Here is a 24074-nt window from a genome sequence, read left to right on the forward strand (position 1 = left end):
GGCGACGGCTCGCAGCTAAGGGTTGCCTTGTCGGTCGCGTACACACCGACTGTTAATACGCTCACCGGCCGCCCGTCCCAGATCCATTGTCACGCTGCAGCACGACCACCACGGCTGCGTAATGACAGTCCGTCTGTACACCCGCAGCCCCGGACGGTGCTGCCGGCCGCGTCGCGGCAGCAGATAGCGCCGCGACCAAGACCCCGGCCGGAACCGCCGTCTCCGTACCGCGGTAGGCGGCGGTTCCGGGCAGGACACCTCGCTCCCCAAACCGGTTTGGGGAGGATCCAGGACGGAATCGGGGGGTGAAGCCACCCCGATCCCCCGCCTCGAGCCCGGCCCCGGCCGGGAGGGCGCAATGATGCCAACCGGGTGCCGTGACCTGTGCGAAGGCGGCCTCGGTCACGGGCCGCGATAACAAGCAACTCGCACCGTCTGGGCGAACGCACTCGACGCCAGGTTGTAGCGCACCCCAGCTCCCCAGCGCCTCACCTCAGCGTGCTTGCGGTTGGGTCACTGGCCGGCTCACTTCTTGAGAGGCTGGCCTCGATCGCGTCGGCGGCTCGCACCGGACCACCGGCAGCTTCGAGATGAACGTGCATGTCGGCCAACGCCGTACGGATGGCTGGATCGGCGGCGATGTCGGCAACGGTCGATTGGAGTGACTCGGCGCTCAGTTCGGGCAGTTGCCGACCGAGGCCGAGAGCGGTGACCCGACCGGCGTTGGCCTGTTGCTCGGCCGTCTGCGGATAAGTTGCCATCGGCACCTGATTGAGCAGCGACTCCATCACCGAGTTCATGCCTGCGTGGGTCAGGAACGCGGTGGCGTGCGCGAGCACAGCGGGTTGCGGGAAGTACGGGCGGACGTCGAAGTTCGGCGGGATCTCTCCGAGCGAAGCGACATCGACCTGATCGCCGATCGCCATTGCGACCTGCCAGTCGGTGCCCGCGAAGGCCTTGGTGCAGGCGGCAAAGAAGTCGGGCCGGTCGTTGACCGCCGTACCGAGGGAGATGAACAGCAACGGCGCCCCGCCGGCCGGCGGTTCCCAGTCCGACGTCGCGGCCCGAGCACCGATCGCGGGCCCGACGAACTCGAAGCGCTCGTCGAACGTCTCCCCCGCGATCTGGAACTCGCGCGGGATGAACACCAGGTTCAGTGGCGCGACCGCACCCGCCGCCGCGACCTTGTCCAGCGGTACGTCGAAGTCCTCGGCGAATGCCGCCCGTTCGGCCAGGAACTCCCGGAACGCCGGATGCGACGGATCGAAGTCCGCCGGTACGAACGCCGCGCGGGTGTCGTAGTGCTCGTTGGTCGCGAAGTTCGCGACCGTGGTCGCCTCGCGCAGACCGAGCCGGTCCGCGACCATCGACCCGACGAAGGTCATCATGTCGTAGCAGAACAGATCCGGCCGATCATCGCGCAGCGCCTGCTCGACCGTCGCCATCACCGGGCGCGAAGCGCGCACGAATCCGGTCAGCATCGCGCTGAGATCAGCCGTCGTCTGCCCCTGCGGCGACACCTTCCACTGCTTCGGCACCCACTCGAGATCGATCAGCGTGGCACCGGCCGCCTCGACTGCGCTCCGGTACGTCGGTCCTGTCGCGTAGCTGACGCGGTGACCGCGCCGCACCAGCTCGGTGACCAGCGGAAGGGTGGGGTTGATGTGCCCGGCGGCCGGGATGGTCAGGAACGCGATGTGTTTACCCATAACGGATCCATCATCGCCAACGACCGGCAGGCGAGCGAGCGGATTTGCCCCTAGGGGCAGCTACGGCAGATAGGTGCCGTGGACAACATTCGCGCCGAGCTCGTCGTCGACCGCGATCTCCGCGGTCAGACCGTGCTCGAGCAGTACGGCGTGCGCCAACGGCGCCTGCTGATCGCTCATCTCGACGAACAGATGCCCTCCCGGTGCGAGCCACTCGGCCGCGCCGGCCGCGACTCGTCGGAACGTGCTCAATCCATCCGGACCGCCGTCCAGCGTGACGCGCGGTTCGAACAGCCGGGCCTCCGGCGGCAGCAGGCGGATCTCGTCGGTCGGCACATACGGCACGTTCGACAGCAGGACGTCGATCCGCCCCCGCAGCTCGGCAGGAAGAGCGTCGTACAGATCGCCTTGAGAAACCGCTCCCTGCCAGGGCGCCAGGTTGCGCTCGGCGCAGGCGACGGCGGCCGGCTCGACATCGGCCGCGTACAGCGATACCTGCCGCTCGGCGGCAACCGCTGCGCCCAAGGCGCCCGCGCCGCAGCAGAGGTCGACCACAACCGCACCCGGTGCGGTCACTCGTAGCGCCTCGTCGACCAAGAACTCGGTACGGCGACGCGGGATGAACACACCGGAATCGATCGCGATCCGCAAACCGCGGAACCACGCCCAGCCGACGACATACTCCAGCGGTACGCCGGAGATCCGGCGTACCGTCATCGCCTCGCGCTCGGCCACGTCCCGTGCGGTCTCCACGATGAGCGCGGCCTCGTCCTCGGCGAACACACAGCCGGCCGCGCGCAGGCGGCTGACGAGGTCGCCGACGTCGACAGGCGAAGGAGGAACGGACACTGCGCAGGACCCTACCGGAACGCGTTCTCCCCGGTCAGGTCCGCCGACACCGTCCACAACCGTGCTGCCGAGGCCGGGTCGACCGCATACGGACGCACGCCCGGGCTGTCGTCGGTGGACAGCTCCGCGATCTCGCAGTCCTCGCAGAACAGTCCGCCGAGACCCTCGAGCTTCGGCGAAGTGGCTGCCCAGACCTGGGTGGCCGCGCCTTGCTCGGGCGACTTGAAGCCCGGGTTCAGCGGGTTGCCTTCGGCATCGATCCAGCCGAACTCGACCATCTCCTCGCGCTCCAGGTGCCGCTGCAGCGGAGTCAGGATGCCGCCCGGGTGCAGCGCGAACGCACGCACGCCCGAATCCTTGCCCAGGGCATCGAGCTGCACGGCGAAGAGAGCGTTTGCTGTCTTGGCCTGGCCGTAGGCCTGCCACTTGTCGTAACCCTGCTCGAACTGCAGGTCGTCCCAGCGGATGTCCGAACGCCGGTGCCCGCTCGACGACACCGAGATCACCCGAGCGCCACCACCTGCAGCAAGCGCGGGCCAGAGCCGGTTCACGAGCGTGAAGTGCCCGAGGTGGTTGGTCGCGAACTGCGCCTCCCAGCCGGGACCGACCCGGGTCTCCGGCGCGGCCATGATCGCGGCGTTGTCGATCATCAGATCGATGCTCCGGCCCGACGCCAGGAACCGGTCCGCGAACGCGCGGACGCTGTTGAGATCACCGAGATCCAGCTCGTCGATCTCTACGCCAGAGATCTCGGAGAGCGCTTCCTTCGCTGCGTCTGGGCGCCGGGCGGGGACGACCACATGGGCGCCGGCCTTCGCCAGGGCGCGGGTCGTCTCCAGGCCGAGGCCGGAGTAGCCACCGGTGACCACCGCCAGCTTGCCGGTCAGATCGATGCCGTCGAGTACCTCGTCCGCCGTGCTGTCGTGCCCGAACCCAGAACCGATTGCGTGCTGTCCAGTCATACCTTGGACACTACGAGCTAGAGCGCACTCGAAGTCAAGCTCGCCGTCAGCCGCTGCAGAGCTGGGTTCGGATTGTCGGGACTCCAGCAGGCGTGCAGCGTCACCGAGTGCGCGTCAGCCGCCTCCAACTCACGGTAGCTCACGCCCTCGACACGCATCGCCATGATCGAGCGCGGGATCAGCGCGCATCCCAACCCGGCCCGCACCAACGCGAGCATCGTCGGGACTTGCGAGGCCAACTGACTGACGGCGTACCGATCCATGCCGATCATCGCCGCGCAGATGTCATGCAGGTACTGCGATCCCTCCGGGCTGTACCCGATGTATTCGTCGGTCACGTCGGCCAGGGTCACCGGGGCGTCGCCGCCGGCCAGTGGATGGTTCTCCGGTACGGCGAGCACCAGGTCCTCCGAGTGAACGAGTACCGACGCGAACTGATCCGGGATCGGCGGCCGTACCAGGCCGATGTCGATCTTCAGGTCCGCGAGCGCCCTGAACTGATCCGGACTGACTAGCTCGGTGAGCTCAGACGTCACGGCCGGCGCGTGCTTGGCGACCGTGGTCAGGAAATCAGCCAGTACGGCGTACGCGCCGATCGCGGTGAACGCGATCCGCAGCGTTCCGGTGGTCCCGTCAGCAGCGCGGCGCGCGGCCTCAGGCGCGACCTCGAGCAGCGCAAGAACGCGGCGGGCGTGGTCCAGGAACGCGTCGCCGGCCGCGGTCATCCGCACGCCCCGGCCGGTCCGATCGAACAGCTTGACCCCGAGAGAGCGCTCTAAGCCTTGGATCTGCCGGGTGAGCGGGGGCTGGGTCAGATTCAGACGCAGAGCGGCGCGGCCGTAGTGGAGTTCCTCGGCGACGGCGACGAACCCGCGGAGCTGCTGCAGCGAGAGATCCATGCCAGCACGGTATCGGTTCATGCGAAATCGGGCTTGGACCTGCATAACGGAAAGCGCCTACCGTCGAGATCACCACGGAACTGAGGAGCTGACCCTGTGTCGAATTCTGGGCTGAGACTGGCCGCGCTGATGTCGCCCGCGCGGGCCGCCGATGTGGTGGACGCCGCGACGCGGCGCTTGCTCGACGAGCGGTTCGAGGTGGTGTGGGCGACCGAGCAGCACCTCGCCGGTGCCGATGACCCGGCGAAGCCGGCCGCGCTCGACCCTGCCGCCGTACCCGAGTTGGTGGCGGGTGCGGATGTCGTCCTGACGAGCTGGGGTACGCCGACGCTCCGCAAGGAACTGTGGTCCGACGGAACCGGGCCGAAGGTGGTCGCGCACGCGGCCGGCACGGTGAAGAACCTGATCGATCCGGCGATCCTTGACCAAGGCGTCGCGGTGTTCTCGGCCGGGCCACGGATCGCGTGGTCGGTCGGTGAGTACTGCCTCGCAGCGATGCTTACGCTGGCGCGGCGACTCCCCCGGTTCGACGGTGCGATCCGGGCCGGTGGGTGGAAGCAGTCCGGGTTCCGCGGTCATGAGGTCGCTGGGGCGAAGGTCGGCATCGTCGGCGCGAGCAGTACCGCCCGCGCGTTGATCACGCTGCTCAAGCCTTTCGGGTGCGACATCGTCGTCTACGACCCGTATCTGAGCGCCGAGCGCGCTGCCCAGCTCGGGGTGCGCACGGCCGAGCTCGGAGAAACGGTAGAGAGCGCTTTCTTGACGATCCACGTGCCGAACGTGCCGGAGACCAAGGGCATGATCACCCGCGAGCTGATCGGCCGGATCCCGGACGGCTCGGTCGTGGTCAACTCCTCCCGCGGTCCCGCGATCGACCAGCAGGCCCTCCTCGACCACGTCCTCGACGGCCGCTTGTACGCGGCGATGGACGTCTACGACCCCGAGCCGCCGAGCTTCGGAGAGAGCGTTCTCCGGGCCGAGAACCTGTTGCTCAGTCCGCACATCGCCGGTGACTCCGTCGAAGGCCACCTCGCCCTCGCCGGCTATGTCCTCGGAGATGCACTCGCCTGGCTCGACCACGGCACCCGCGGCCCCAGCTTCGTCGACCCGGCCACCTGGTCGATCGCGGCCTGAGAGGACGAGCCCGATGAGCACAGAAGCTATCAGCGCGCTCGGGAGCGGGGCGCGGATTCGGCAGGTCGAGGTGTTCCCGGTCGCGGTGCCGTTCGCGCGGAAGTTCGTGCTGGGCAGCGGGGCGGTGGGTGCACCGGACAGCAGGCCGGACCAGGCGGCTGCAGTGATCTTCGTGAAGCTGACGACCGAGGACGGAGTCGTCGGGTGGGGAGAGCAGAGAGCGCTCCCCAGCTGGAGCTACGAGACCGCGGAAACCATGGCGGTCATCATCCGCCGGCACCTCACCCCGATCCTGCTCGACCTCACGCCGTTCGACGTCGAGCTCTTCCACCAACGCGCGGCCAAGCGGCTGAGTCCCGCGGTCTCCAACGGGTTCCCGTTCGCCCGCGCCGCCATCGACGTCGCGATGCACGACGCGGCCGGAAAGCTCGCCGGGATCCCAGTACACGCTCTCCTCGGCGGTAAAATCCACGACGAGATCGCCCTCTGTTCCGCGATCGGCGTCGGCGACCAGGACACGGTTCGCGAGCACGCCATCCAGTCATCGGACTATGCGGCGTACAAAGTGAAGATCGGTGGCGACCTGGACGCGGACGCCGCCGCGATCCGAACCGTCGCCGAGGTTGCCGGAGGCAAACCGCTCTGGCTGGACGCCAACCAGTCCTACCGCCCGAGCGCTCTCAAGCAACTGCTCGACCGCACCAAAGACGTCCACACCATCCACTGCGTCGAGCAACCGGTGCCCAGCACCGACACCTTGGCCATGGCGCGGCTGCGGGGCCTGATCGATCTCCCCATCGCGATCGACGAGGGCAGCTTCTCCGCCCAGGACCTGGCCCGGGCAATCCGCCTGGAGGCGGCCGACCTGGTCGTGGTCAAGATCTGCAAGTCCGGCGGTCTGCGGAACGCGCTCAAGACCGCTCAGACAGCGCTCTCCGGCGGTCTCGAGATTCTCGCCAGCGGGCTCACCGACTGCGGGATCGCGTTCGCTGCCGCGCTCCACGTGTTCAGCCAGCTCGAGCTCGCACTCCCCGCCGAGCTGAACGGGCCGGAGCTCCTCTCCGACCTCTATGTCGAAGGACTGACCATTACCAAGGCCGTCGCAACGGTCCCCACCGCCCCAGGCCTCGGCGTACAGGTCGACGAAGAGCGCATCCGCGCCGAGTCGATCGACCTCGCCTTCCACTGAGCACGTCAGCAACAGCAACACCCGAGGAGAGCTATGCCAGCCAAGCTGTCCCGCCGCAGCTTTCTCGAACTCACCGGACTGGCCGGCCTGGGGGCGGCCGTCACCGGATGCTCAACCGGTCCGCCGAGCGGCGCCGCGACCTGGGCGATGTGGTCGAGCAGCGCCGCGGAGAAGAAGGTCTGGGACGACTTCAGCCAGTACGTCGAGCAGCAGCTCGGCGTGAAGTCGGTCCCGACCCTCACCCCGTCCAGCGGCTACCCGACCAAACTCGACCTGCAACTCGTCAGCGGTACCGCGAGCCTGGTCACCGCGATCAACGGCACCCTGATCCCGACGTACGCCGCCCGCGGTGCGCACCGGCCGCTCGACGACCTGATCGCCGCCGACCCGGACTTCCACCTGGACGACTTCTACCCGACCAGCCGGCAGATCTCGAGCTTCAACGGCAAGACCTACGCGATCGGCTTCGACGTCGCCCCGACCGTCATGTTCTACAACAAGACGCTGCTGCAGAAGCAGGGCATCCCACTCCCCTCCCGCACCGAACCGATGCCGTGGGCAACCTTCCGCGATCTGGCCAAGGAGCTGACCGGCAAGGACCAGTACGGCTTCACCTGCGCGCCCGCGATCGACGACCTGGTGTCGTGGATCTACTGCGCCGGCGGCAACGTCATGAATGCTGCCGCCGACCGCAACATCCTGAACGCACCTGAGGCGATGAAGGCGATCCAGTTCGTCATCGACCTGTTCGTCAAGGACAAGGTGACGCCGCCGATCAAGAACCTGGTCACCGAGAGTTCGCTGGCCAACTTCATCCAGGGCAACGTCGCCTTCATGCAGAACGGCCCGTGGCAGGTCGTCAACGCGCGCAAGGCGAAGTTCGACTGGGACGTGATCCCGTTCCCGGCCGGAGACGCCGGGAGCACGCCGCGAGTGTCCGGGTCCAGCTTCGGAATTCCGTCGGGGGTACGCGAGGGCGCCGAGCTCGACCTCGCGTGGAAGCTGCTCAAGACACTCACCAGCACCGGCGCCCTCGACATCTACGCCAAGGCCGGCCGCAACAACCCGGCCCGGCTCAGCGCCGGCAGCGCGTTCCAGCCGCCGCCGGACAACCTCGGCATCGTCCAGGACATCCTGGCCGGCAAGGCCGCCGGTGGTCACCCCTTCGACGTCACCACCAATTGGAACCAGGTCAAGCAGCTTCTCGGCCAGGACCTCCCTCGCACGTTCCTCGGCCAGGTGACCGTGAGCGACGCGATCGCCGGTCTCACTCCACGCCTGGACATCCTGATGCGTCAGCACCAGGACACCGTCCGCCAAGCCACGGCCAGGAAGGGGTGACCCATGGCCGTCGACACCGCACCACCCGCAGCCGCCGCACCGACGCTGACGCCAACATCCAAGCCCACGCCCAGATGGCGCAACCGCGAGTCGCTCACCGCTTGGTTGTTCATACTGCCCAGCCTGATCGGCTTCCTGATCTTCACCGCCGGTCCAGTCGTCGCGGCCGGCGTCATCTCACTCCTGGACTGGAACCTGTTCAGCCCACCCACATGGGTCGGCCTGCGCAACTTCGCGCGGCTCGGACCTGACCCGACCTTCTGGTCCGCGCTCGGCAATACGGCGTACTTCACGCTCGTGAGCGTGCCGCTGACCATGCTGGTCAGCCTCCTGCTCGCGTTGCTCCTCAACCAAGGACTCAAGCGCATCGCGGTCTTCCGCTCGCTGCTGCTGTTGCCGTACGCAACGATCACGGTGGCGGTCGCGTTCGTCTGGATCTGGCTCTACATCCCGCACGACGGCCTGGTGAACGCCGTGCTCGGATGGTTCGGGATCGACGGCCCGCAGTGGCTGATCTCGGACCACTGGGCGATGCCCGCACTGATCCTGATGAGTGTCTGGAAGAGCTTCGGCTTCGGCATGGTGGTCTTCCTGGCCGGCCTGCAGGCCATCCCGCAACAGCTCTACGAAGCGGCCCGGGTCGACGGTACGACGAGCTGGCAGACCTTCCGCCACGTCACGCTCCCGATGCTGTCGCCGGCCCTGTTCTTCGTGATCGTCACCTCGATCATCGGTTCGTTCCAGGTCTTCGACCAGGCGCTGATCATGACGAACGGCGGCCCGGGCACGCGCACGACCACGCTCGTCATGTACATCTACCGAACCGGCTTCGAGAACTACGACCAGGGGTACGCCGCCGCCCAGTCGCTGGTGCTGTTCGCGTTCATCGTGCTGATCACCGCGGCCCAGTTCACCATGCAGCGAAAGCTGGTGCACTATGACAACTGACGTCCGTAAGAAGCTCGTTGTCTTCACCTGCTTCGTCGTCACCGCGCTCACCCTCGTCCCCGTCGTGATGATGGTGCTGGTCGCGTTCCAGTCCGACGCCGAGTCGATGGCCGCCAAGCCGACGTTCTGGCCGAGCAGTTGGCACCCGGAGAACCTCACCCGAGCCTTCGAACTCGTGCCGCTCGGCAAGTATCTGCTCAACACCATCTACTTCGCGGCCGGCACCACTCTGCTGGAGACCGTGACGGCCGCCCTCGCGGCGTACGCGTTCGCCCGGCTGAGCTTTCCCGGCCGCACCTGGCTCTTCGGCATCTACCTGGCCACACTGATGATCCCGTCCCAGGTCACCCTGATCCCGCAGTTCGTCCTGGTGGCAAAACTGCACGGCATCGACACCTGGCCTGGGATGATCCTGCCGCACGCGTTCACCGCGATCGGCGTCTTCCTGCTGCGTCAGTTCTTCCTCGGCATCCCCCGCGACTACGAGGAAGCGGCTCGTCTCGACGGCGCGAACCGTTGGCAGGCGTTCGTCCGAGTGATCGTGCCCCTCGCCGTACCGGCGATCGCGACCCTCGCGGTCTTCAAGTTCATCGGCCAGTGGAACAACCTGCTCTGGCCGCTCGTCATCTCCAACAGTGACGCGACCCGTACGGCGTCAGTCGGGCTGCAGGTGTTCCAGGACACCAACGGTACTCAGTGGAACCTGCTGCTGATGGCCGCGACCGTCACCACGGTCCCGCTGATCGTGTTGTTCTTCCTGACACAGCGCTGGTTCGTCCGAGGTATCACCATGAGTGGGCTGGGAGGCCGTTGATGATCTGGTCCGTCTTCACCAAACCGTGGGCCGGTCTGCCCGGCGACGAGCTCGGCCGGCTGATTGCCGGGCTCGGGTTCGCCGGCGCCGAGGTCCCGGTCCGGGACACGGCCTATGTCACGACGGCGACGGCCGAGGCGGAGCTGCCGACGTTCACCAAGCAGCTCCGCGACGAGGGCATCGAGCCGATCAGCGTCGCCTCCGATCTCACCGAACCGGTCTTCGCCGCCTGCGCCGCGTCCGGCGTACCGATGATCCGGATCATGGCGCCGCTCGGTCCCGACGGCTACGCAGCCTCGGTACGGCGGAATCGTGCGCAGCTGGAGGAGTCCGTCGTACTGGCTGAGCGGTATGACGTCGAGGTCGGCGTGCAGCCGCATCACGGCAGGTTCATCCCGTCGACGCTTGGTGTGCTGCAGTTGCTGGATGGACTGCCGGATCGGTTCAAGCTGGTCTGGGATGCGGCTCACGATGCCCTGGCCGGTGATGAGCCGGAGGTGACGATCGAGCTCGGCGCCGATCGGCTCGGCATCGTGAACCTGAAGAACGCCAAGTATGTCGAGACTGACGAGGGCTGGAAGACCCAGTTCGGTCAGGCCGACGACGGGTTGGCCGACTGGAACGCCGTACACGCTGCTCTGGTGAAGGTGAACTACGACGGACCGATCTGCCTGACGGCGCAGTATTCGGACCTGACCGTATCGGTCGAGGACCGCGTCCGGAAGGATCTGCAGACCGCTGTCACATCCTGGGGCCGGGATCCGTCGAGGGAGTGAAGACACCCCAACGGAACCAGGAGTACCTCCCATGACTGCTCGTATGCCAAACCCGACTGTGCTCCTGCCGGACGCCATGAAGGGCATCCAGAACCTCTTCAAGGCCGTCCACCAAGGCGGAGCGCCGGGTCCGGTACTGGAGCTCGTGCACCTGCGGACAAGCCAGATCAACGGCTGCTCGGCCTGCGTGTACGGCGGAATCAAGTCGGCGCTGAAGAACGGCGAGACCGACGAACGCCTGCACCAGGTCGCGGCCTGGCGCGAATCCGACCTCTTCACCGATGCCGAGCGCGCCGCACTGGCGCTGGCCGAAGAGGCGACCCGCATCGCCGACCGCGGCGATGCGGTGTCGGACTCGACGTGGGCGGCTGCTGCTGAGCACTTCGACGAGAAGCAGCTGTCCGCGATTCTGTTGATGATCGGTCTGACGAACATGTTCAACCGCTTCAACGCGGTGACCCGCGCCCCCGCCGGCGCAACCTGGTAACTCCACGCCGGCGACCGCGACCGGGTGAGTCGGTAGGTTGGCGGGATGAAGTACATGCTGCTGATCTATGGGAATGGTGAGACCTGGGAGGCGATGGGCGCCGAAGGGATGGATGAGGTGTACGGCGCCCATCGCGCGCTGGTCGAGGAGATGCGGGCGGCCGGGGAGTTCGTTGCCTCCGACGGGCTGACGACGGCCGGTGCGCGCGTGGTGCGGCTGCGGGACGGCGTGCCGGCGGTGACCGATGGGCCGTTCACGGAGGCCAAGGAGGTGCTGGCCGGGTACTACCTGGTCGAGTGCTCGCTGGAGCGCGCAACGGAACTCGCGGCGCGGCTCCCGGAAGCGCGCTTCTCGCCCGTCGAGGTCCGTGCGCTGACCGCTCCCATCCCCGACGCGGCACGCGACTGATCGCAGCGCAAAGTGTTGCTGGACAGACCTGGTAGGACCTCGGCAGGGACTTGCCGGCCTCAGCTCGGCGTTGGGACCTGAGACCGGCGAGTCACTGATTCAGTCCACTGGACTGGACCTTGTTGTCAGCTGACTCGTGGTCAGCTGGGGTGGGCCGACGCGAGGATGACCCCACCTGAGACGGGCTCGTCGCCCATCCCCCGGCCACCCCGGACGTACACAGTCGCGCCTCGCTCCGGTGCCTTGGCACCTTCGTCGAGGCGCAGCGTGGTGGTCAGACCGCTACTCAGTCTGAGCAATGCCACGCGTCGCGGCTGGACCGACGGAATCGACGAGGTCACCTCGTGGATGCCGGTGCAGACCGCCGGTTGGATCGAAGCCCGTCCGAGACCTTCGTTGCCGTGACTCCTCACATCACGGCACTGCTCGACGAGCCTTGTCATCGCTGACACACGTCCCCCTTCTTGTCGTTACCAACCCCCGAGGGCGGTTTGGCGTGGCCGCGTGTCTCCACGTGGCCACACACTCCCCCGTCATGCCCGCTCCCGGATACGACGCGGAAGTGATCCGTGAAGCCTTGCTGAGAGTGACGAGGTTTTCAAGGGATGAGTTCAGGAATCCCGCGTTCCGGAACCGATGTCCAGTAATCGTGCGGACGTTGTCGCGTCACGTAAACGTTGCGCATTGCCTTACTGGCCACCGAATCCGGTCGTCGCAATGCCCTTGATGATGTGCCGCTGGAAGAACAGGAAGACCACTACGAGCGGTAATGCCGCGAGGATCGCCGAGGCCATGTTCTGTGCGTACTGCAACCCGTACGCGCTCTTCACGGTCTGCAGACCGACCGGCAACGTCATCAGGTCGGCGTCCGTGGTCACGATGAACGGCCACAGGAAGTTGTTCCAGGCACCGATGAAGACGAAGATCGCGACCGCCGCCAGGATCGGGCGTGACAAGGGCAACACGATCGACCAGAACACCCGCAGCCGGTTCGCGCCGTCCACCCGCGCCGCGTCCTCGAGCTCGACCGGGATCTGGTCGAAGAAACGTTTGAGGATCAGCACCATCGCCGGCGCGAACGCCTGCGGCAGGATGATTCCCCAATAGGTGTCGACCAGGTTGAAGGCCAGCATCTGCCGGAACAGCGGGACGATCAGCAACTGCGGCGGAATGATGATCGCCGCAATGATCGCGGCGTACAACCAACGCTTGCCACGGAAGTCGACCCGCGAGAATGCGTACCCGGCAAGCGCCGACGTCGCGACCGTGATCAGTGTGATCGCGACCGAGGTCAGCAAGCTGTTCCACGCCCAGGCAGGAATATCGCCTGCGGCGAGCACCTTGCGATAGGCATCGAATCCCAAACCATCCGGCGGATTCAGGCTGATCGACGAAGCACCGGCGTCCGCCTCACTCTTCAGCGACGTCAGCACCGACCACGCGAACGGAACCAGCCAGGTCGCGGCCAGGAAAGCCAGCACCAGCAGGGCAATCATCCGCGAGACACTCCACGGATTCTCCCCGGGCTTGTGCCCCTGCTTGATCCCCCGGGACAACGTGTAGCTACTCATGCGGCACTCCTGCGGTTGATCAGCTTGTACTGCGCCAGTGAGACCAGCACGATGATGGCGAAGAACAGGTACGAGATCGCTGACGAGTAACCGAAGCGGTAGCCGGTGAAGCCCGACTCGTAGATGTACTGCACGAGCGAACGAGTCGAGCCGGCCGGACCGCCGTTGGTCAGCATGTAGATCTGGTCGAAGACCTTCAGCGAGGCAAGGATCTGCAGCGTCAGGATCAATCCGGTCGTCGGCGCCAACTGCGGGATCACGATCGAGAACAGCTGCCGCCACTTACCGGCTCCGTCGATCGCGGCCGCCTCGAACTGCTGCTCCGGAATGTTCTGCAATGCCGCAAGGTAGAGCAGGAAGTTGAAACCGATCGTCCACCACAGCGTGGTGATGACCACCGAGATCATCGCGACCTTCGGATCCTGCAACCACGCCACCGGCCCGATCCCGAACTCGGCCAGGGCGCCGTTGATCAGCCCCAGCTTCGGGTTGTACATCCACGACCAGAACATCACTACGACCGTCGAGGCCAGCAGGTACGGCAGGAAGAACGACAACCGCCACAACCATCGCCCCGGCAGTCCGAGGTTCACGAGCAACGCGAACGCCAGCGACAGAATCACCAGCGGGACTGTGCTCAACACCGTGAACCACAAGGTGTTTCCGAGCGAGTGCCACATGTCCGGATCGGTCAGCGCCTCAGCGTAGTTCGCGAAACCGATCACCGAGCCACCAGATCCGGTCAGCGTCTCCCCCGTGAAGCTGAGGTAGAGGCCGTAGACCGCAGGCACCACGAGAAAGAGCGCGAACAGTACGGCGAACGGTGCCGCGAACGCCCATCCGGTGAGGTGCTCCCCGCGCCGGGTGGTCGGCATCTTCCCGTCCCCTGTCACATCGGCCTCTGTCACATCGGCCCCTTTCACCGCGACCCCGCTCACAGCGGCTGCGGACGGTCGAGCAGCACGTTCAGCCGCTTCACGAAGCCCTCGAACCCGGCGGCGGGATCCCCGCTGCCGAGGAAGACGTTCTGCACGTTCTCGGCGAAGTACCGATGGAAGTCACTGCCCGCGCCGCCGAACCACGCGTCCGGGTCGTAGTTCACGTACTCCGGGATCCCCGCGTAGTTCGATTGCGGCTTCAGCGCCTGGTACTCCGAGCTCTTCACCACTGGCTGGTACGCCGGGATGTGGCCGGCGCCGGCCCACTTCACCGAGCGCTTGAGGATCTCCGCGACCAGTTGGTACGTGTGCTTACGCCGTACCGGATCGATCTTCGACTGGCGTGGCAGCACGAACGTGTGCGAGTCCGCGTACGCCGCGTCGGTCCCGAACAGCGTTGGAATGGGGATCGCGTCGAACGGCAGCTTCGCATCCTTGATCGGGGGCAGCTCCCAGACACCACCGAACAGCATGCCGCTCTCAGCGTGCAGGAACTCACTGGTCGCCGTACCGCCGTCTCCGGCCTTCGTGGCGATCGTGTCGTCGAGCAACGACTGCACGAACTTGAGGGCCTTGACCGCCGCGGCCTCGTCGACCTGTGCCTTCTGACCGGGCACGAGCTTCATCTCGGCGTTCTGCTGGCGGTAGAACGTGTAGAACAGCCGCCACATCTGCGAGCCGTCGCCGAGATAGCCGTAGGACAGTCCGTGCTTGCCGGTCACCTTCTGGAGCTTGCGCGCGACCTCGGTGAACTCCTCGGGGGACTTCAGCGTGTGCAGGTCGTCGGTGACTCCGGCCTTCTCCGCGTGCTCGGTGTTGTAGTAGAGCACGAAGGGATGCGTGTCGAGGGCGATCGAGTACAGCTTCCCGTCGTACAGGCCTTTCTGCCACACCAGCGGCGGGAAGTCGCTCTCGTGCAGGCCCACCTCGGCCAGCAGGTCGAGGTCCCACGGCTCGAGCAGGCCGCCGGGCGCGTACCCGGCGATCCGTGACGCGTGCATGATCGCGAGATCGGGCGCGCGGCCGCCGGCCGAGGCCATCGCCAGTTTCGTGTAGTAGGGCGGGCCCCAGGCCAGCACGGTCTGGGTCGCATGGAAGCCGAGGTTCTGGGCGTTGACGGCGTCCACCAGGCCGGCCATCACGATCCCGTCTCCACCGGTCATCAGGTGCCAGTAGCTGAGGTCGGCGGCCGACCGGGACGCTCCGGGTGAGCATCCGAGCAGTACACCGCCACCGGCGATCGCGGCCGCCGTCCCGAGCAACCGGCGCCGGGAGAAATGCTGGTCCAACGCACTCATTCAGGTCTCCTTCGCAGGGCCCCTGGATGATTACATCGTTGGAATGCGTTGACAAGTGTTTGTGTTTGTTTTGCCGGATTCCCGCACCAACCGATACTGCTGGTCAGCGGGTGGTGCTGACCCGCTCGATGATCCGGTGCGGGACGATCACGCGGCGCGGTGCGGCGTTCTTGTCCGCCATCCGCTCCTCGAGCAGCTCCAGGGCTGCGCCGACGAACGCGCGCCGGTCGAAGTCGACCGTGGTCAGCGGCGGGATCATGAACTGGCTCTCCAGCACGTTGTCGAACCCGGCGACCAGGGTCTGACCCGGTACGGCGACGCCCGCGCCCCACAGCGCGGACAGGGCACCCGAGGCGAGGGTGTCGGTGAAGCAGAAGAACGCGTCGGGGAGCTCATGGTCAGCCAGGTACTTGCCGACCACGGTGGCTGCGCCCTCGGGACGCCAGCGGTCGAGTCCGATCTCCAGGGCCGGATCGTTCGGGATACCGGCTTCTTCGAGCGCTGCGCGATAGCCGGCGGTCCGCAGCCGGGAGGCCGCCGTACCGGGGGCTTCTGCTGCTCCACTCAGTACGCCGGCGCCACTCGAGCCGCGCGGGATTTCCGGCGTACCGACGGCGGCGATCCGGCGGCAGCCCTTCGCGATCAGGTGCCGGGTCATGTCGCGGGCTGCAGCGGTGTTGTCGATCGCGACCTGGCTGACCAGGTCCTGGTCGACGTCGCCGATCAGAACCAGAGGCGGCAGCGGACCGGCCGACAGTACGGCGCTGTCGTCGAGGTTCACCGGGTTGAGGATCAGGCCGTCGACCAGGTATGCCCGCGCCTTCGACAGCAGCTCGAACTCACGCGTGGGCTCGGCCGCGGTCTGCTCGATCTGCACACCCCAGCCGCGCTCGTGGGCGAGCTCGACGACGAGGTGCACGATCTCGGCCGAGTACGGCCGGAGCAGGTCCGGCAGCGCGAGGGCGATCATGCCGGTCCGGCCGTTGCGCAGGCCGCGGGCGCTCATGTTCGGCACGTAGTCGAGTTCGCTGATCGCCTGCTCGACCCGGGTCCGGGTCTCCGGCCGGACGAACACCACACCGTTGATGACATTGGAGACCGTCTTCGGGGAGACCCCGGCCAGTTTCGCGACGTCTTTCACGGTGGCTCGCATGCCGGACATTCTCACACCTTTCACGGCCTGTCGAAACTTTCCCGGTGTGCTCAGCGGTCGCGTCGCGAGCAAAGTCTTCATCGGCGGTTCAATGGGAGGATTGAAGGATGCTTGCTGACAGCCATGACGTGATCGAAGTCCGTGGTGCCCGGGAGAACAACCTCGCCGGAGTGTCGCTCGACATCCCCAAACGCCGCCTGACCGTGTTCACCGGAGTCTCCGGATCGGGCAAGTCCTCACTCGTCTTCGACACCATCGCCGCCGAGTCCCAGCGCCTCATCAACGAGACCTACACCGCGTTCATCCAGAACCTGATGCCGAGCCTGGCCCGGCCCGAGGTGGACGCCCTGCGCAACCTGTCCGCTGCCATTGTCGTCGACCAGGAGCGGATCGGCGCCAACTCCCGATCCACGGTCGGCACCGCGACCGACGCGCACACCATGCTGCGCATCCTGTTCAGCCGCGCCGGTACGCCGCACATCGGCGGCGCCGGCGCCTTCAGCTTCAACCTGGCCGAGGGGATGTGCCCGGCCTGCGAAGGTCTTGGCCGGACCACCGAGCTCGTGGTGGACGAGCTCGTCGATCGCTCACTCAGCCTGAACCAGGGCGCGATCACGGTGCCCGGCTATGCCATCGACACCTGGTGGTGGCAGGGGTACGCGAAGACCGGGCTCTTCGATCCCGACCTGCCGCTACGCGACTACTCCCCCGACGACTGGCAGCGATTCCTCTACCAGGAGCCGACGAAGGTGAAGGTCGGACAACACAGCATGACCTTCGAGGGCCTCGCGGCGAAGGTCCGGCGCCAGTTCATCGGCAAGGACATCGACGCCATGCAGAGCCAGGCGCGAGCCTTCGCCGAGCGGGCGGTGAAGCAGGACGTCTGCTCGGAGTGCGGTGGTTCCCGGCTGAACGAGGCGGCCCGGTCGGTGACCGTGAACGGGCGCACGATCGGTGAGTGTTCCGCCATGCAGATCAGCGACCTGGCCAAGTTCGTGGCCGGCGTCGAGAACACCGAGGTCGGCCCGATGGTCGACGGGTTGCGGCAGACCCTCGACTCGATGGTCACGATCGGGCTGGGCTATCTCAGCCTCGACCGGGAGTCAGGCACGCTGTCCGGCGGTGAGGCACAGCGAGTGAAGTTGGTCCGGCACCTCGGGTCGAGTCTGAGCGATGTCACTTACGTGTTCGACGAGCCGACGGTCGGGCTGCATCCGCACGACATCCAGCGGATGAACGACCTACTGGTTCAGCTCCGCGACAAGGGCAACACGGTCCTGGTCGTCGAGCACAAGCCGGAGACGATCCGGATCGCCGACCACGTGGTCGACCTCGGGCCGGGAGCCGGGATGTCCGGTGGGCGGCTCTGCTACTCGGGTGACCTCGAGGGTTTGAAGAAGTCCGGCACACTCACCGGTCGCTATCTCGATCATCGGGTCGCGGTTCGCGACGTCGTACGGCGTCCGACCGGGCAGCTGTCGATCGAGCACGCGAACCTGCACAACCTGCGTGATGTCAGTGTCGAGGTCCCGCTCGGGGTATTGACCGTGGTCACGGGTGTGGCTGGGTCGGGGAAGAGTTCGCTGATCCATGGATCGTTGGCTGGTCGGCCGGGCGTGATCGTGGCTGGTCAGGAACCGATTCGCGGGTCCAAGCGCAGCAACCCAGCGACGTACACGGGGTTGCTCGATCCGATCCGGGCCGAGTTCGCGAAGGCGAACGGGGTGAAGCCGGGGTTGTTCAGTGCGAACTCCGTCGGCGCATGCCCGTCCTGCAAGGGGATCGGGCTGGTCTACACCGATCTCGCGATGATGGGCGAGGTCGGCTCGATCTGCGATGTCTGCAACGGGGCCCGGTTCACGGCTGAGGTGCTCGCGTACAAGCTGCGCGGGAAGAACATCAGCGAGGTACTGCGGATGACCGTCACCGAGGCGCGCGAGTTCTTCGTGAAGGGTCAGGCGCGGACGATCCTCGATCGGTTGTCGTCGGTCGGGCTCGGGTACATCGGGCTCGGGCAGCCCCTGACCACGTTGTCGGGTGGTGAGCGCCAGCGACTGAAGCTCGCGATCAACATGGGCAAGAGCGGCTCGATCTACATCCTCGACGAGCCGACGACCGGACTGCATCTGGCCGACGTCGACGCGCTCCTCACGATGCTCGACAAGCTGGTCGACGACGGCAACACAGTGATCGTGATCGAACACCACCAAGCAGTGATGGCGCACGCCGACTGGCTGATCGACATCGGCCCGGGCGCCGGCCACGACGGCGGTCAGGTCGTCTTCACCGGCACGCCGGCCGACCTGGTCGAGAGCAGCCCGACCCTGACCGCGGAACACCTCCGCTCGTACATCCAGTAGCTCTCTTGATTCTCTGTTGATCAAAGGAAGACGCGGGCAACGTCCAGCCACTTGTCCGCGTCTTCCCCGACTGCCTTGAGGCCGGTCTGCGCGCGCTCTCTTCGGTGGGTCACCCGGAGACAGAAGTCGAGTGCACTCCCCTCGATCCGCTGCGCCGCATCCTCCGGACCCCAACTGCCACCACCGGGCCCGGTCAGCTCAATCCGAATCGGCTCAGCCGGTACGGCGAGTTGTGCGACCGCGAACGACATCTCACCACCAGCCACTCCCAACGCAGCCACATGCTCGAGTCCACTTGTCGGAGCGTGCTCGATACCCAAGGTGTCGTAGATGTCCTGCCCGTGGGCCCACGTCTCCATCAGGCGCAGCGGAATCATCAACTGCGCGTTCAGCTCCGACCCGAACCACGGAAACGCACGATCCGCCGGCAACTCACCCAACGCCTCCGCCAACTCCGCGCGCCCAGCCCGCCACTGCTCCAACAGCACCTCGCGCGGCTGACCCGCTCCCACCTCAGCATCCCGATCAGCGTCTGTCCCGACGTTTGCGAACGATGCGGGGTCCTTCAGCGCGATCAACACGTTCGCATCGGCCTTGGCGAGATGCGCGATCTGATGCGCAATCGTCCACCCCACGCCGGCGTAGCCCGAGACCAGTCCCCCTCCCCCGCAACCACCACCTCAAGCCGATCCCCCTCAGCCACCAAGTCCACCAGCGCCCGCCCACCATCCACGGCCAACAAATCCAACCCGTAATTCACCATCCGACTCCCCTTCCAATCACCCGTCCCCAGTCCACGCCCCACCACCCCCAACGGTTCACCCCACAACGTCCGAAACACGCCGACCACGCCCACCAGCCCCTCGGACGTCCCGCCGTACAGATCCCTAAGGTCCGAAAACACGCCGACCACGCCCACGACTACTTCGGACGTCCCGCGGCGCCGGCGGCGAACATCCGGTCCACGCCGACCACGCCGACCGCTCATCCGGACCTCCCGCCGTACAGATCGCTAACGTCCGAACGTCCGGAGACGATGTCTTCGGTTCTTCGGACGTTGCGTGGGTGAGCAGCCCGGCGCTCCCGCCCATCGAGCTGGTGGGTTGCCCCCTGAGATTTTCGATGGGCAACCCTCCAACTCGGTGGATATCCCCTGAGCTGGAGGGTTCGCCCACGCGAGATGCCCGGGCCCGAACGGCGTGAGGAGAACGGCACGGCGAGAGCGGGCGGTGGCGAGAACGGCATGGCGAGAACTGGTGGCTGGTGTCGCACGGCTGGGCGCAAGGCGCGTGTGCTTCAGATGGTTGGACGTCGGGTGAACCGGCGCCACCGCCGACCCCCACCCATCCGGCCCGAACTCGCCGGTCCGGCCCAGGAAATTTGAACGGATCACCCCTGAAGTTGCCCCTTCTCCCCCCAAAATTTGAGCAGAGAAGGAGCCACTTGAACGGATATCCATTGAAATGCGCGGGGGCGTAGGGGCACGCGGCGAAGCGGTGAGCAACGGCGGGGGCCAGAGACCGGCGTACCGCGACCGCGACGGCGGGGCGGGCATACGGCGTTGGTCAGGGCGAGAGGGCTGGGGTACGGCGTTGGCCGGGCCTAGGGCCTCCGGTACGGCGTGGGTGGGGCGCGGTGGGCGGATCTCGCGGGTGCTCGCGGCCGTTGGGGTTGCCCGTTGAGTTGGGGGGTTGCCCACTGGGGTTTTCGATGGGCAACCCCCTAGCTGAGGGGATATCCCTCGAGCTGGAGGGTTGCCCCGAAAGGTGTGGGGCGGGGGTTACTTGAGGGAGGGGGCTACCAGGTTGGCGTACTGGGCTTGGCCGGTGACGTTGGGGTGGTAGGACTCGCTGACCGGGTTGGAGAGGCCGTTGATCCATTCGGGGTTGCCGCAGACGGAATGGCCGATGAAGGCGGAGGTCGGGTTCACGAAGGCGAAGCCGGCGGCGCTGGCTGCTGCGGCGATCTTGGAGTTGAGGAGGTTGGCGGTCTCGTTGAGGCGGGTCATCTCGTCGGGGCTGAAGAAGGTGCCGGCGTTGCAGTCGGTGCCGTTGAAGAGGCGCGGGTAGCCGACGACGATCACGTGGGCCGAGGAGGCGCGGCTCTTGATCGAGGCGTAGAGGCCGTTCAGGCGGCCGGGGATCGTGTTGTTGATGGTGGCGGTGGCGTTGTTGATCGCGGTGGTGCAGTCGCCGAGCCAGGCCGGCTTGGCGCATTCGGTGATCACTGAGGAGAAGCCGGCGTCGTTGCCGCCGACCTGGACGGTGATGCGGTTGGCGGCGCTCGTGACCGCGCTGAGCTGGTTGGCCGTGACGTCGGCGACGCGGGCGCCGGAGCAGGCGACGAAGGTCAGGTTCGCGCCGAGCCGGGCGGCGTCCAGGTACGGGTAGGCCTTGACCGAGCGCTGGCACGAACCGCTGTCAGCGATGTAGGTGCGGGTGCCGACGCCGGAGGCGTAGGAGTCTCCGAGGGCGACGTAGTTGACCGCGGCGTGGGCGACGGTGGGGCTGAGGAGCACCACGGCGCCGAGGGCCGCGGCGGACAGCAGACTGGCGATGGACTTCATGGGCGGACCGCCTTGTGTGCGAGGGGTGGCGACTGCAGTACTCAAAGTCACGATGGCCGACTCGCGGGTAACAGACAAGGTCTTGGTAAGAAACTGGCGAGGTATTTCTGGAGTAGGTCAGCGGCCTTCCGGGCCGGGGACCGAGAGCGGATCGAATCCGTACGGAAGCTCCAGGCGGTGTGCGCTCATCAGGTCGGCGTCGCCGAGCAGGTCCCGCGTCCGGCCGTCCGCGACGATCCGGCCGCTGTCCATCAGCAGGCTTCGCTCACACAACTGCAGGGCATACGGGAGGTCGTGGGTGATCATCAGCAGGGTCACATCGAGGCCGGTCAGGATGTCGGCGAGCTCGCGCCGGCTGGCCGGGTCCAGGTTGCTCGACGGCTCGTCCAGCACGAGCACCTCGGGCCGCATCGCGAGCACTGTCGCGACCGCCACCCGGCGACGCTGACCATACGAGAGATGGTGCGGTGCGAGATCCGCGTGATCCTGCATGCCGACCTGGACGAGCGCCTCGCGCACCCGGTCCTCCAGCTCAGCGCCGCGCAGGCCCAGGTTCGCGGGACCGAACGCCACGTCATCGCGCACGGTCGGCATGAACAGCTGGTCATCCGGATCCTGGAACACCAGCCCGACCTTCCGCCGGATCACCGGCAGGTGTTCGCGGTGCAGACCGGTCCCGCCGATCTCGATCCGCCCGCTCCCCGAACCGCCGGCGACCGAGCCGAGGATCCCGTTCAGATGCAGGACCAGGGTGGTTTTGCCGGCACCGTTCGGGCCCAGCAGCGCGACGCGTTCGCCACGCTCGACGGTGAAGTCGACGCCGAACAGGGCCTGCCGTCCGTCCGGGTAGGCGAAGACGAGCCGCTCGACATGAATCGCAGGACCGCTCACAAGCCGACAACCCTAGCCGCCACCGCGACGGCGACCGCAGCCAGGGAGATCGTCAGGCCCTCGATCCACTGAGCTCGCGTCGCGCCGACCTCACCCAGCAGCGGCATCCGCCCGGTGTACCCGCGCGACCGCATCGCCAGGTGCACCCGCTCACCACGCTCGAAGCTCCGCACGAACAGCGCGCCGACTCCCCCGGCAATCGCCTTCAGGTGCCCGGCTCGGCCGCCGACGTACCCGCGTGACTCCCGGGCGATCCGCATCCGGTGCAGGTCGTCGGAGACGACGCTGAGGTAGCGGACCATGAACGAAAGGATCGCCACGAGCGTCGACGGCAGCCGGAGCCGTTCGAGGCCGGCGAGCAGTTCGCGCGGTCCGGTCGTGGCCGAGAGCAGGATCGCGGCGACCACGCCGAGCGTGCCTTTGGCCAGCACGTTCCAAGCACCCAGTACGCCGGACTGCGACAACTGCACACCCAGTACGTCGACCGTCGGGCCGGTCGCGACGAACGGGAGCAGCAGCGCGAACACGATGAACGGCGTCTCCACCGCCAGCCGTCGCGAGACCACCGGCATCGGGAGCTTCGCGACCACGAGCGCACCCACGAGCAAAGCGGCGTACAGGGCGAAGGCCCAGAAATGCGCGGCCGGGGTGGAGACGACGGCGAGGACAAAGACGAAGAGAGCGACGACTTTCACCTGTGCCGGGATGCGGTGGACCTTGCTGTCCACCGCGACGAGCAGGCCGTCCCCGCTCATGACGCCTTGCGCAGCGACGCGACCTTGGCGATAGCTAGGCCGACAGCGATCGTGACCAGTACGCCGATGATCCCGGCGAGCGCTCCGGACACCTGCGCGTTCCCGATTCCGCTGACGCCGTAGTCGGCCAACGGGCTACTCGCGACCGCGGAGTGCTTGGCCGCGGACTCGAAGCCGAGCTTGGCGCCGACGAACTCGAGCCCGTCCGGGTGCGCGCTAGCGAACAAGCTCACGCCACCGGCAACGACCAGCGTCACAGCGATCCCGATACCGAACGACCGACCAGCAGGCTTGGCCGCGATTGGCGTGTCCGGCGACACGGTGGAAGTGTTGCCATCGGCATCGACCAGCACCAGCTCCTGCTGCAGGTGCCGGGCGGCGTACACGAGGTCCGGACGCGTCGCGACCACAGCACCCAGTACGGCGGCAGTGATGACCGCCTCACCGATTCCGACCAGGATGTGCCAGCCGACCATCGCGGTGGCGAGCTTGGCGAGCGGGATATCGACCGCACCGCCGATCGCGTACAACCCGGTGAAGGCCAGCGCGGCAACCGGTACCGAGACGAGCGCGCCAACGGTGGTCGCCGGTACGACGCTCCCCGTACGACGCGGCAGAACCTGAAGCAGCGCCCGCGTGATGAAGTACCCGACCAGGACCGTGATCAGCCCCATCAACGTGATGTTCGTGCCCAGCGCAGTCAGCCCACCGTCGGCGAATAACAGCCCCTGCACGAGCAGCACCGTCGACATCACCAGTACGGCGGTCCACGGGCCGACCAGCGCGGCAGCCAGCGCACCACCGAGCAAGTGGCCGCTGGTGCCGGCACCGACCGGGAAGTTCACCATCTGTACGGCGAAGACGAACGCGGCCGTCAGCCCGGCCAGCGCGGGACCCGTCTCGCGGATCTCGCGGTTGGCCCGCTGGAGGCTGAAGCCGACCGCACCGGCCGCGATCAGGCCGGTGGCGATGGAGGTCGGGGCGTCGAAGAACCCATCAGGAACATGCACGCCGACATTCTTTGTC

At 66.9% G+C, this 24074-nt stretch carries 23 protein-coding genes; 9 read left to right on the forward strand and 14 right to left on the reverse strand.

The annotated features are described in order from the left end of the window. Nucleotides 1-488 precede the first annotated feature (488 nt). Genes ACFVWG_RS19720 through ACFVWG_RS19735 form a run of 4 tightly spaced genes read right to left on the reverse strand, consistent with a single transcriptional unit; the run spans nucleotide 489 to nucleotide 4419 of the window. Nucleotides 489-1709, reverse strand: a complete 1221-nt coding sequence (locus ACFVWG_RS19720) for a macrolide family glycosyltransferase (protein ID WP_391544752.1) — start codon at nucleotides 1707-1709, stop codon at nucleotides 489-491. Nucleotides 1710-1769: 60 nt separating this feature from the next. After that, nucleotides 1770-2558: a putative protein N(5)-glutamine methyltransferase gene (locus ACFVWG_RS19725; RefSeq protein WP_391544753.1), complete on the reverse strand. Its 789-nt coding sequence runs from the start codon at nucleotides 2556-2558 to the stop codon at nucleotides 1770-1772. 11 nt (nucleotides 2559-2569) lie between these two features. Next, nucleotides 2570-3520, reverse strand: coding sequence for an SDR family NAD(P)-dependent oxidoreductase (locus ACFVWG_RS19730; RefSeq protein WP_391544754.1), 951 nt, complete (start codon nucleotides 3518-3520; stop codon nucleotides 2570-2572). A 17-nt stretch (nucleotides 3521-3537) separates the two neighbouring features. After that, complete coding sequence (locus ACFVWG_RS19735; RefSeq protein WP_391544755.1) at nucleotides 3538-4419, reverse strand: LysR substrate-binding domain-containing protein; 882 nt, start codon at nucleotides 4417-4419, stop codon at nucleotides 3538-3540. Nucleotides 4420-4515: 96 nt separating this feature from the next. Here ACFVWG_RS19735 and ACFVWG_RS19740 point away from each other — a divergent pair, with 96 nt between their 5' ends. From ACFVWG_RS19740 to ACFVWG_RS19775, 8 genes are read left to right on the forward strand one after another with little or no spacing between them, the layout of a single operon-like run. After that, nucleotides 4516-5553, forward strand: coding sequence for a hydroxyacid dehydrogenase (locus ACFVWG_RS19740; RefSeq protein ID WP_391544756.1), 1038 nt, complete (start codon nucleotides 4516-4518; stop codon nucleotides 5551-5553). A 13-nt stretch (nucleotides 5554-5566) separates the two neighbouring features. Then, on the forward strand, nucleotides 5567-6742 hold the full coding sequence (locus ACFVWG_RS19745) for a mandelate racemase/muconate lactonizing enzyme family protein (RefSeq protein ID WP_391544757.1): 1176 nt from the start codon (nucleotides 5567-5569) through the stop codon (nucleotides 6740-6742). Nucleotides 6743-6775: 33 nt separating this feature from the next. Then, on the forward strand, nucleotides 6776-8083 hold the full coding sequence (locus ACFVWG_RS19750) for an ABC transporter substrate-binding protein (RefSeq protein ID WP_391544758.1): 1308 nt from the start codon (nucleotides 6776-6778) through the stop codon (nucleotides 8081-8083). A 3-nt stretch (nucleotides 8084-8086) separates the two neighbouring features. Further along, nucleotides 8087-9031: a carbohydrate ABC transporter permease gene (locus ACFVWG_RS19755; RefSeq protein WP_391544759.1), complete on the forward strand. Its 945-nt coding sequence runs from the start codon at nucleotides 8087-8089 to the stop codon at nucleotides 9029-9031. Continuing rightward, a complete protein-coding gene (locus ACFVWG_RS19760; protein WP_391544760.1) occupies nucleotides 9021-9845 on the forward strand; it encodes a carbohydrate ABC transporter permease in 825 nt (274 codons plus the stop codon). Before ACFVWG_RS19755 ends, ACFVWG_RS19760 begins: the two co-directional genes overlap by 11 nt. After that, the gene (locus tag ACFVWG_RS19765) at nucleotides 9845-10621 is read left to right on the forward strand and encodes a sugar phosphate isomerase/epimerase family protein (RefSeq protein WP_391544761.1); all 777 of its coding nucleotides are present in this window, start codon (nucleotides 9845-9847) and stop codon (nucleotides 10619-10621) included. The genes ACFVWG_RS19760 and ACFVWG_RS19765 overlap by 1 nt, the downstream gene beginning before the upstream one ends. 31 nt (nucleotides 10622-10652) lie before the next feature. Continuing rightward, nucleotides 10653-11108 carry a carboxymuconolactone decarboxylase family protein gene (locus ACFVWG_RS19770; RefSeq protein ID WP_391544762.1) on the forward strand — a complete coding sequence of 152 codons (456 nt, stop codon included), beginning with the start codon at nucleotides 10653-10655 and terminating at the stop codon, nucleotides 11106-11108. A 45-nt stretch (nucleotides 11109-11153) separates the two neighbouring features. Then, nucleotides 11154-11516: a YciI family protein gene (locus ACFVWG_RS19775; RefSeq protein WP_391544763.1), complete on the forward strand. Its 363-nt coding sequence runs from the start codon at nucleotides 11154-11156 to the stop codon at nucleotides 11514-11516. A 140-nt stretch (nucleotides 11517-11656) separates the two neighbouring features. Here ACFVWG_RS19775 and ACFVWG_RS19780 read toward each other — a convergent pair whose 3' ends face one another. The 5 genes from ACFVWG_RS19780 to ACFVWG_RS19800 form a co-directional block, all read right to left on the reverse strand. After that, nucleotides 11657-11959 (reverse strand): hypothetical protein, encoded by a 303-nt coding sequence (locus ACFVWG_RS19780; RefSeq protein ID WP_391544764.1) that lies wholly within the window; start codon nucleotides 11957-11959, stop codon nucleotides 11657-11659. A 246-nt stretch (nucleotides 11960-12205) separates the two neighbouring features. Beyond that, the gene (locus ACFVWG_RS19785; protein WP_391544765.1) at nucleotides 12206-13087 is read right to left on the reverse strand and encodes a carbohydrate ABC transporter permease; all 882 of its coding nucleotides are present in this window, start codon (nucleotides 13085-13087) and stop codon (nucleotides 12206-12208) included. Beyond that, entirely contained in the window at nucleotides 13084-13995 is a 912-nt protein-coding gene (locus ACFVWG_RS19790; RefSeq protein WP_391544766.1) for a carbohydrate ABC transporter permease, read from the reverse strand. Before ACFVWG_RS19790 ends, ACFVWG_RS19785 begins: the two co-directional genes overlap by 4 nt. Before the next feature lie 26 nt (nucleotides 13996-14021). Then, the gene (locus ACFVWG_RS19795) at nucleotides 14022-15323 is read right to left on the reverse strand and encodes an extracellular solute-binding protein (RefSeq protein ID WP_391544767.1); all 1302 of its coding nucleotides are present in this window, start codon (nucleotides 15321-15323) and stop codon (nucleotides 14022-14024) included. Between the two features lie 103 nt (nucleotides 15324-15426). Beyond that, nucleotides 15427-16476: a LacI family DNA-binding transcriptional regulator gene (locus ACFVWG_RS19800; RefSeq protein ID WP_391544768.1), complete on the reverse strand. Its 1050-nt coding sequence runs from the start codon at nucleotides 16474-16476 to the stop codon at nucleotides 15427-15429. A 107-nt stretch (nucleotides 16477-16583) separates the two neighbouring features. Between ACFVWG_RS19800 and ACFVWG_RS19805 the strand changes: the two genes are divergently transcribed. Continuing rightward, complete coding sequence (locus ACFVWG_RS19805; protein WP_391544769.1) at nucleotides 16584-18836, forward strand: ATP-binding cassette domain-containing protein; 2253 nt, start codon at nucleotides 16584-16586, stop codon at nucleotides 18834-18836. A 20-nt stretch (nucleotides 18837-18856) separates the two neighbouring features. On the opposite strand, the gene ACFVWG_RS19810 is transcribed toward ACFVWG_RS19805, so the two are convergent. The 5 genes from ACFVWG_RS19810 to ACFVWG_RS19830 all read right to left on the reverse strand — a co-directional run bounded on the left by ACFVWG_RS19810 (nucleotide 18857) and on the right by ACFVWG_RS19830 (nucleotide 24058). After that, the gene (locus tag ACFVWG_RS19810) at nucleotides 18857-19471 is read right to left on the reverse strand and encodes a maleylpyruvate isomerase family mycothiol-dependent enzyme (protein WP_391544770.1); all 615 of its coding nucleotides are present in this window, start codon (nucleotides 19469-19471) and stop codon (nucleotides 18857-18859) included. A gap of 1145 nt (nucleotides 19472-20616) precedes the next feature. Continuing rightward, nucleotides 20617-21402 (reverse strand): SGNH/GDSL hydrolase family protein, encoded by a 786-nt coding sequence (locus ACFVWG_RS19815; protein ID WP_391544771.1) that lies wholly within the window; start codon nucleotides 21400-21402, stop codon nucleotides 20617-20619. A gap of 117 nt (nucleotides 21403-21519) precedes the next feature. Next, the gene (locus ACFVWG_RS19820; protein WP_391544772.1) at nucleotides 21520-22293 is read right to left on the reverse strand and encodes an energy-coupling factor ABC transporter ATP-binding protein; all 774 of its coding nucleotides are present in this window, start codon (nucleotides 22291-22293) and stop codon (nucleotides 21520-21522) included. After that, a complete protein-coding gene (cbiQ, locus tag ACFVWG_RS19825) occupies nucleotides 22290-23048 on the reverse strand; it encodes a cobalt ECF transporter T component CbiQ (protein WP_391544773.1) in 759 nt (252 codons plus the stop codon). Before cbiQ ends, ACFVWG_RS19820 begins: the two co-directional genes overlap by 4 nt. Next, a complete protein-coding gene (locus tag ACFVWG_RS19830; RefSeq protein ID WP_391544774.1) occupies nucleotides 23045-24058 on the reverse strand; it encodes an energy-coupling factor ABC transporter permease in 1014 nt (337 codons plus the stop codon). Before ACFVWG_RS19830 ends, cbiQ begins: the two co-directional genes overlap by 4 nt. Between the last annotated feature and the right edge of the window lie 16 nt (nucleotides 24059-24074).

This window comes from Kribbella sp. NPDC058245 (assembly GCF_042882005.1).
GTDB lineage: Bacteria > Actinomycetota > Actinomycetes > Propionibacteriales > Kribbellaceae > Kribbella.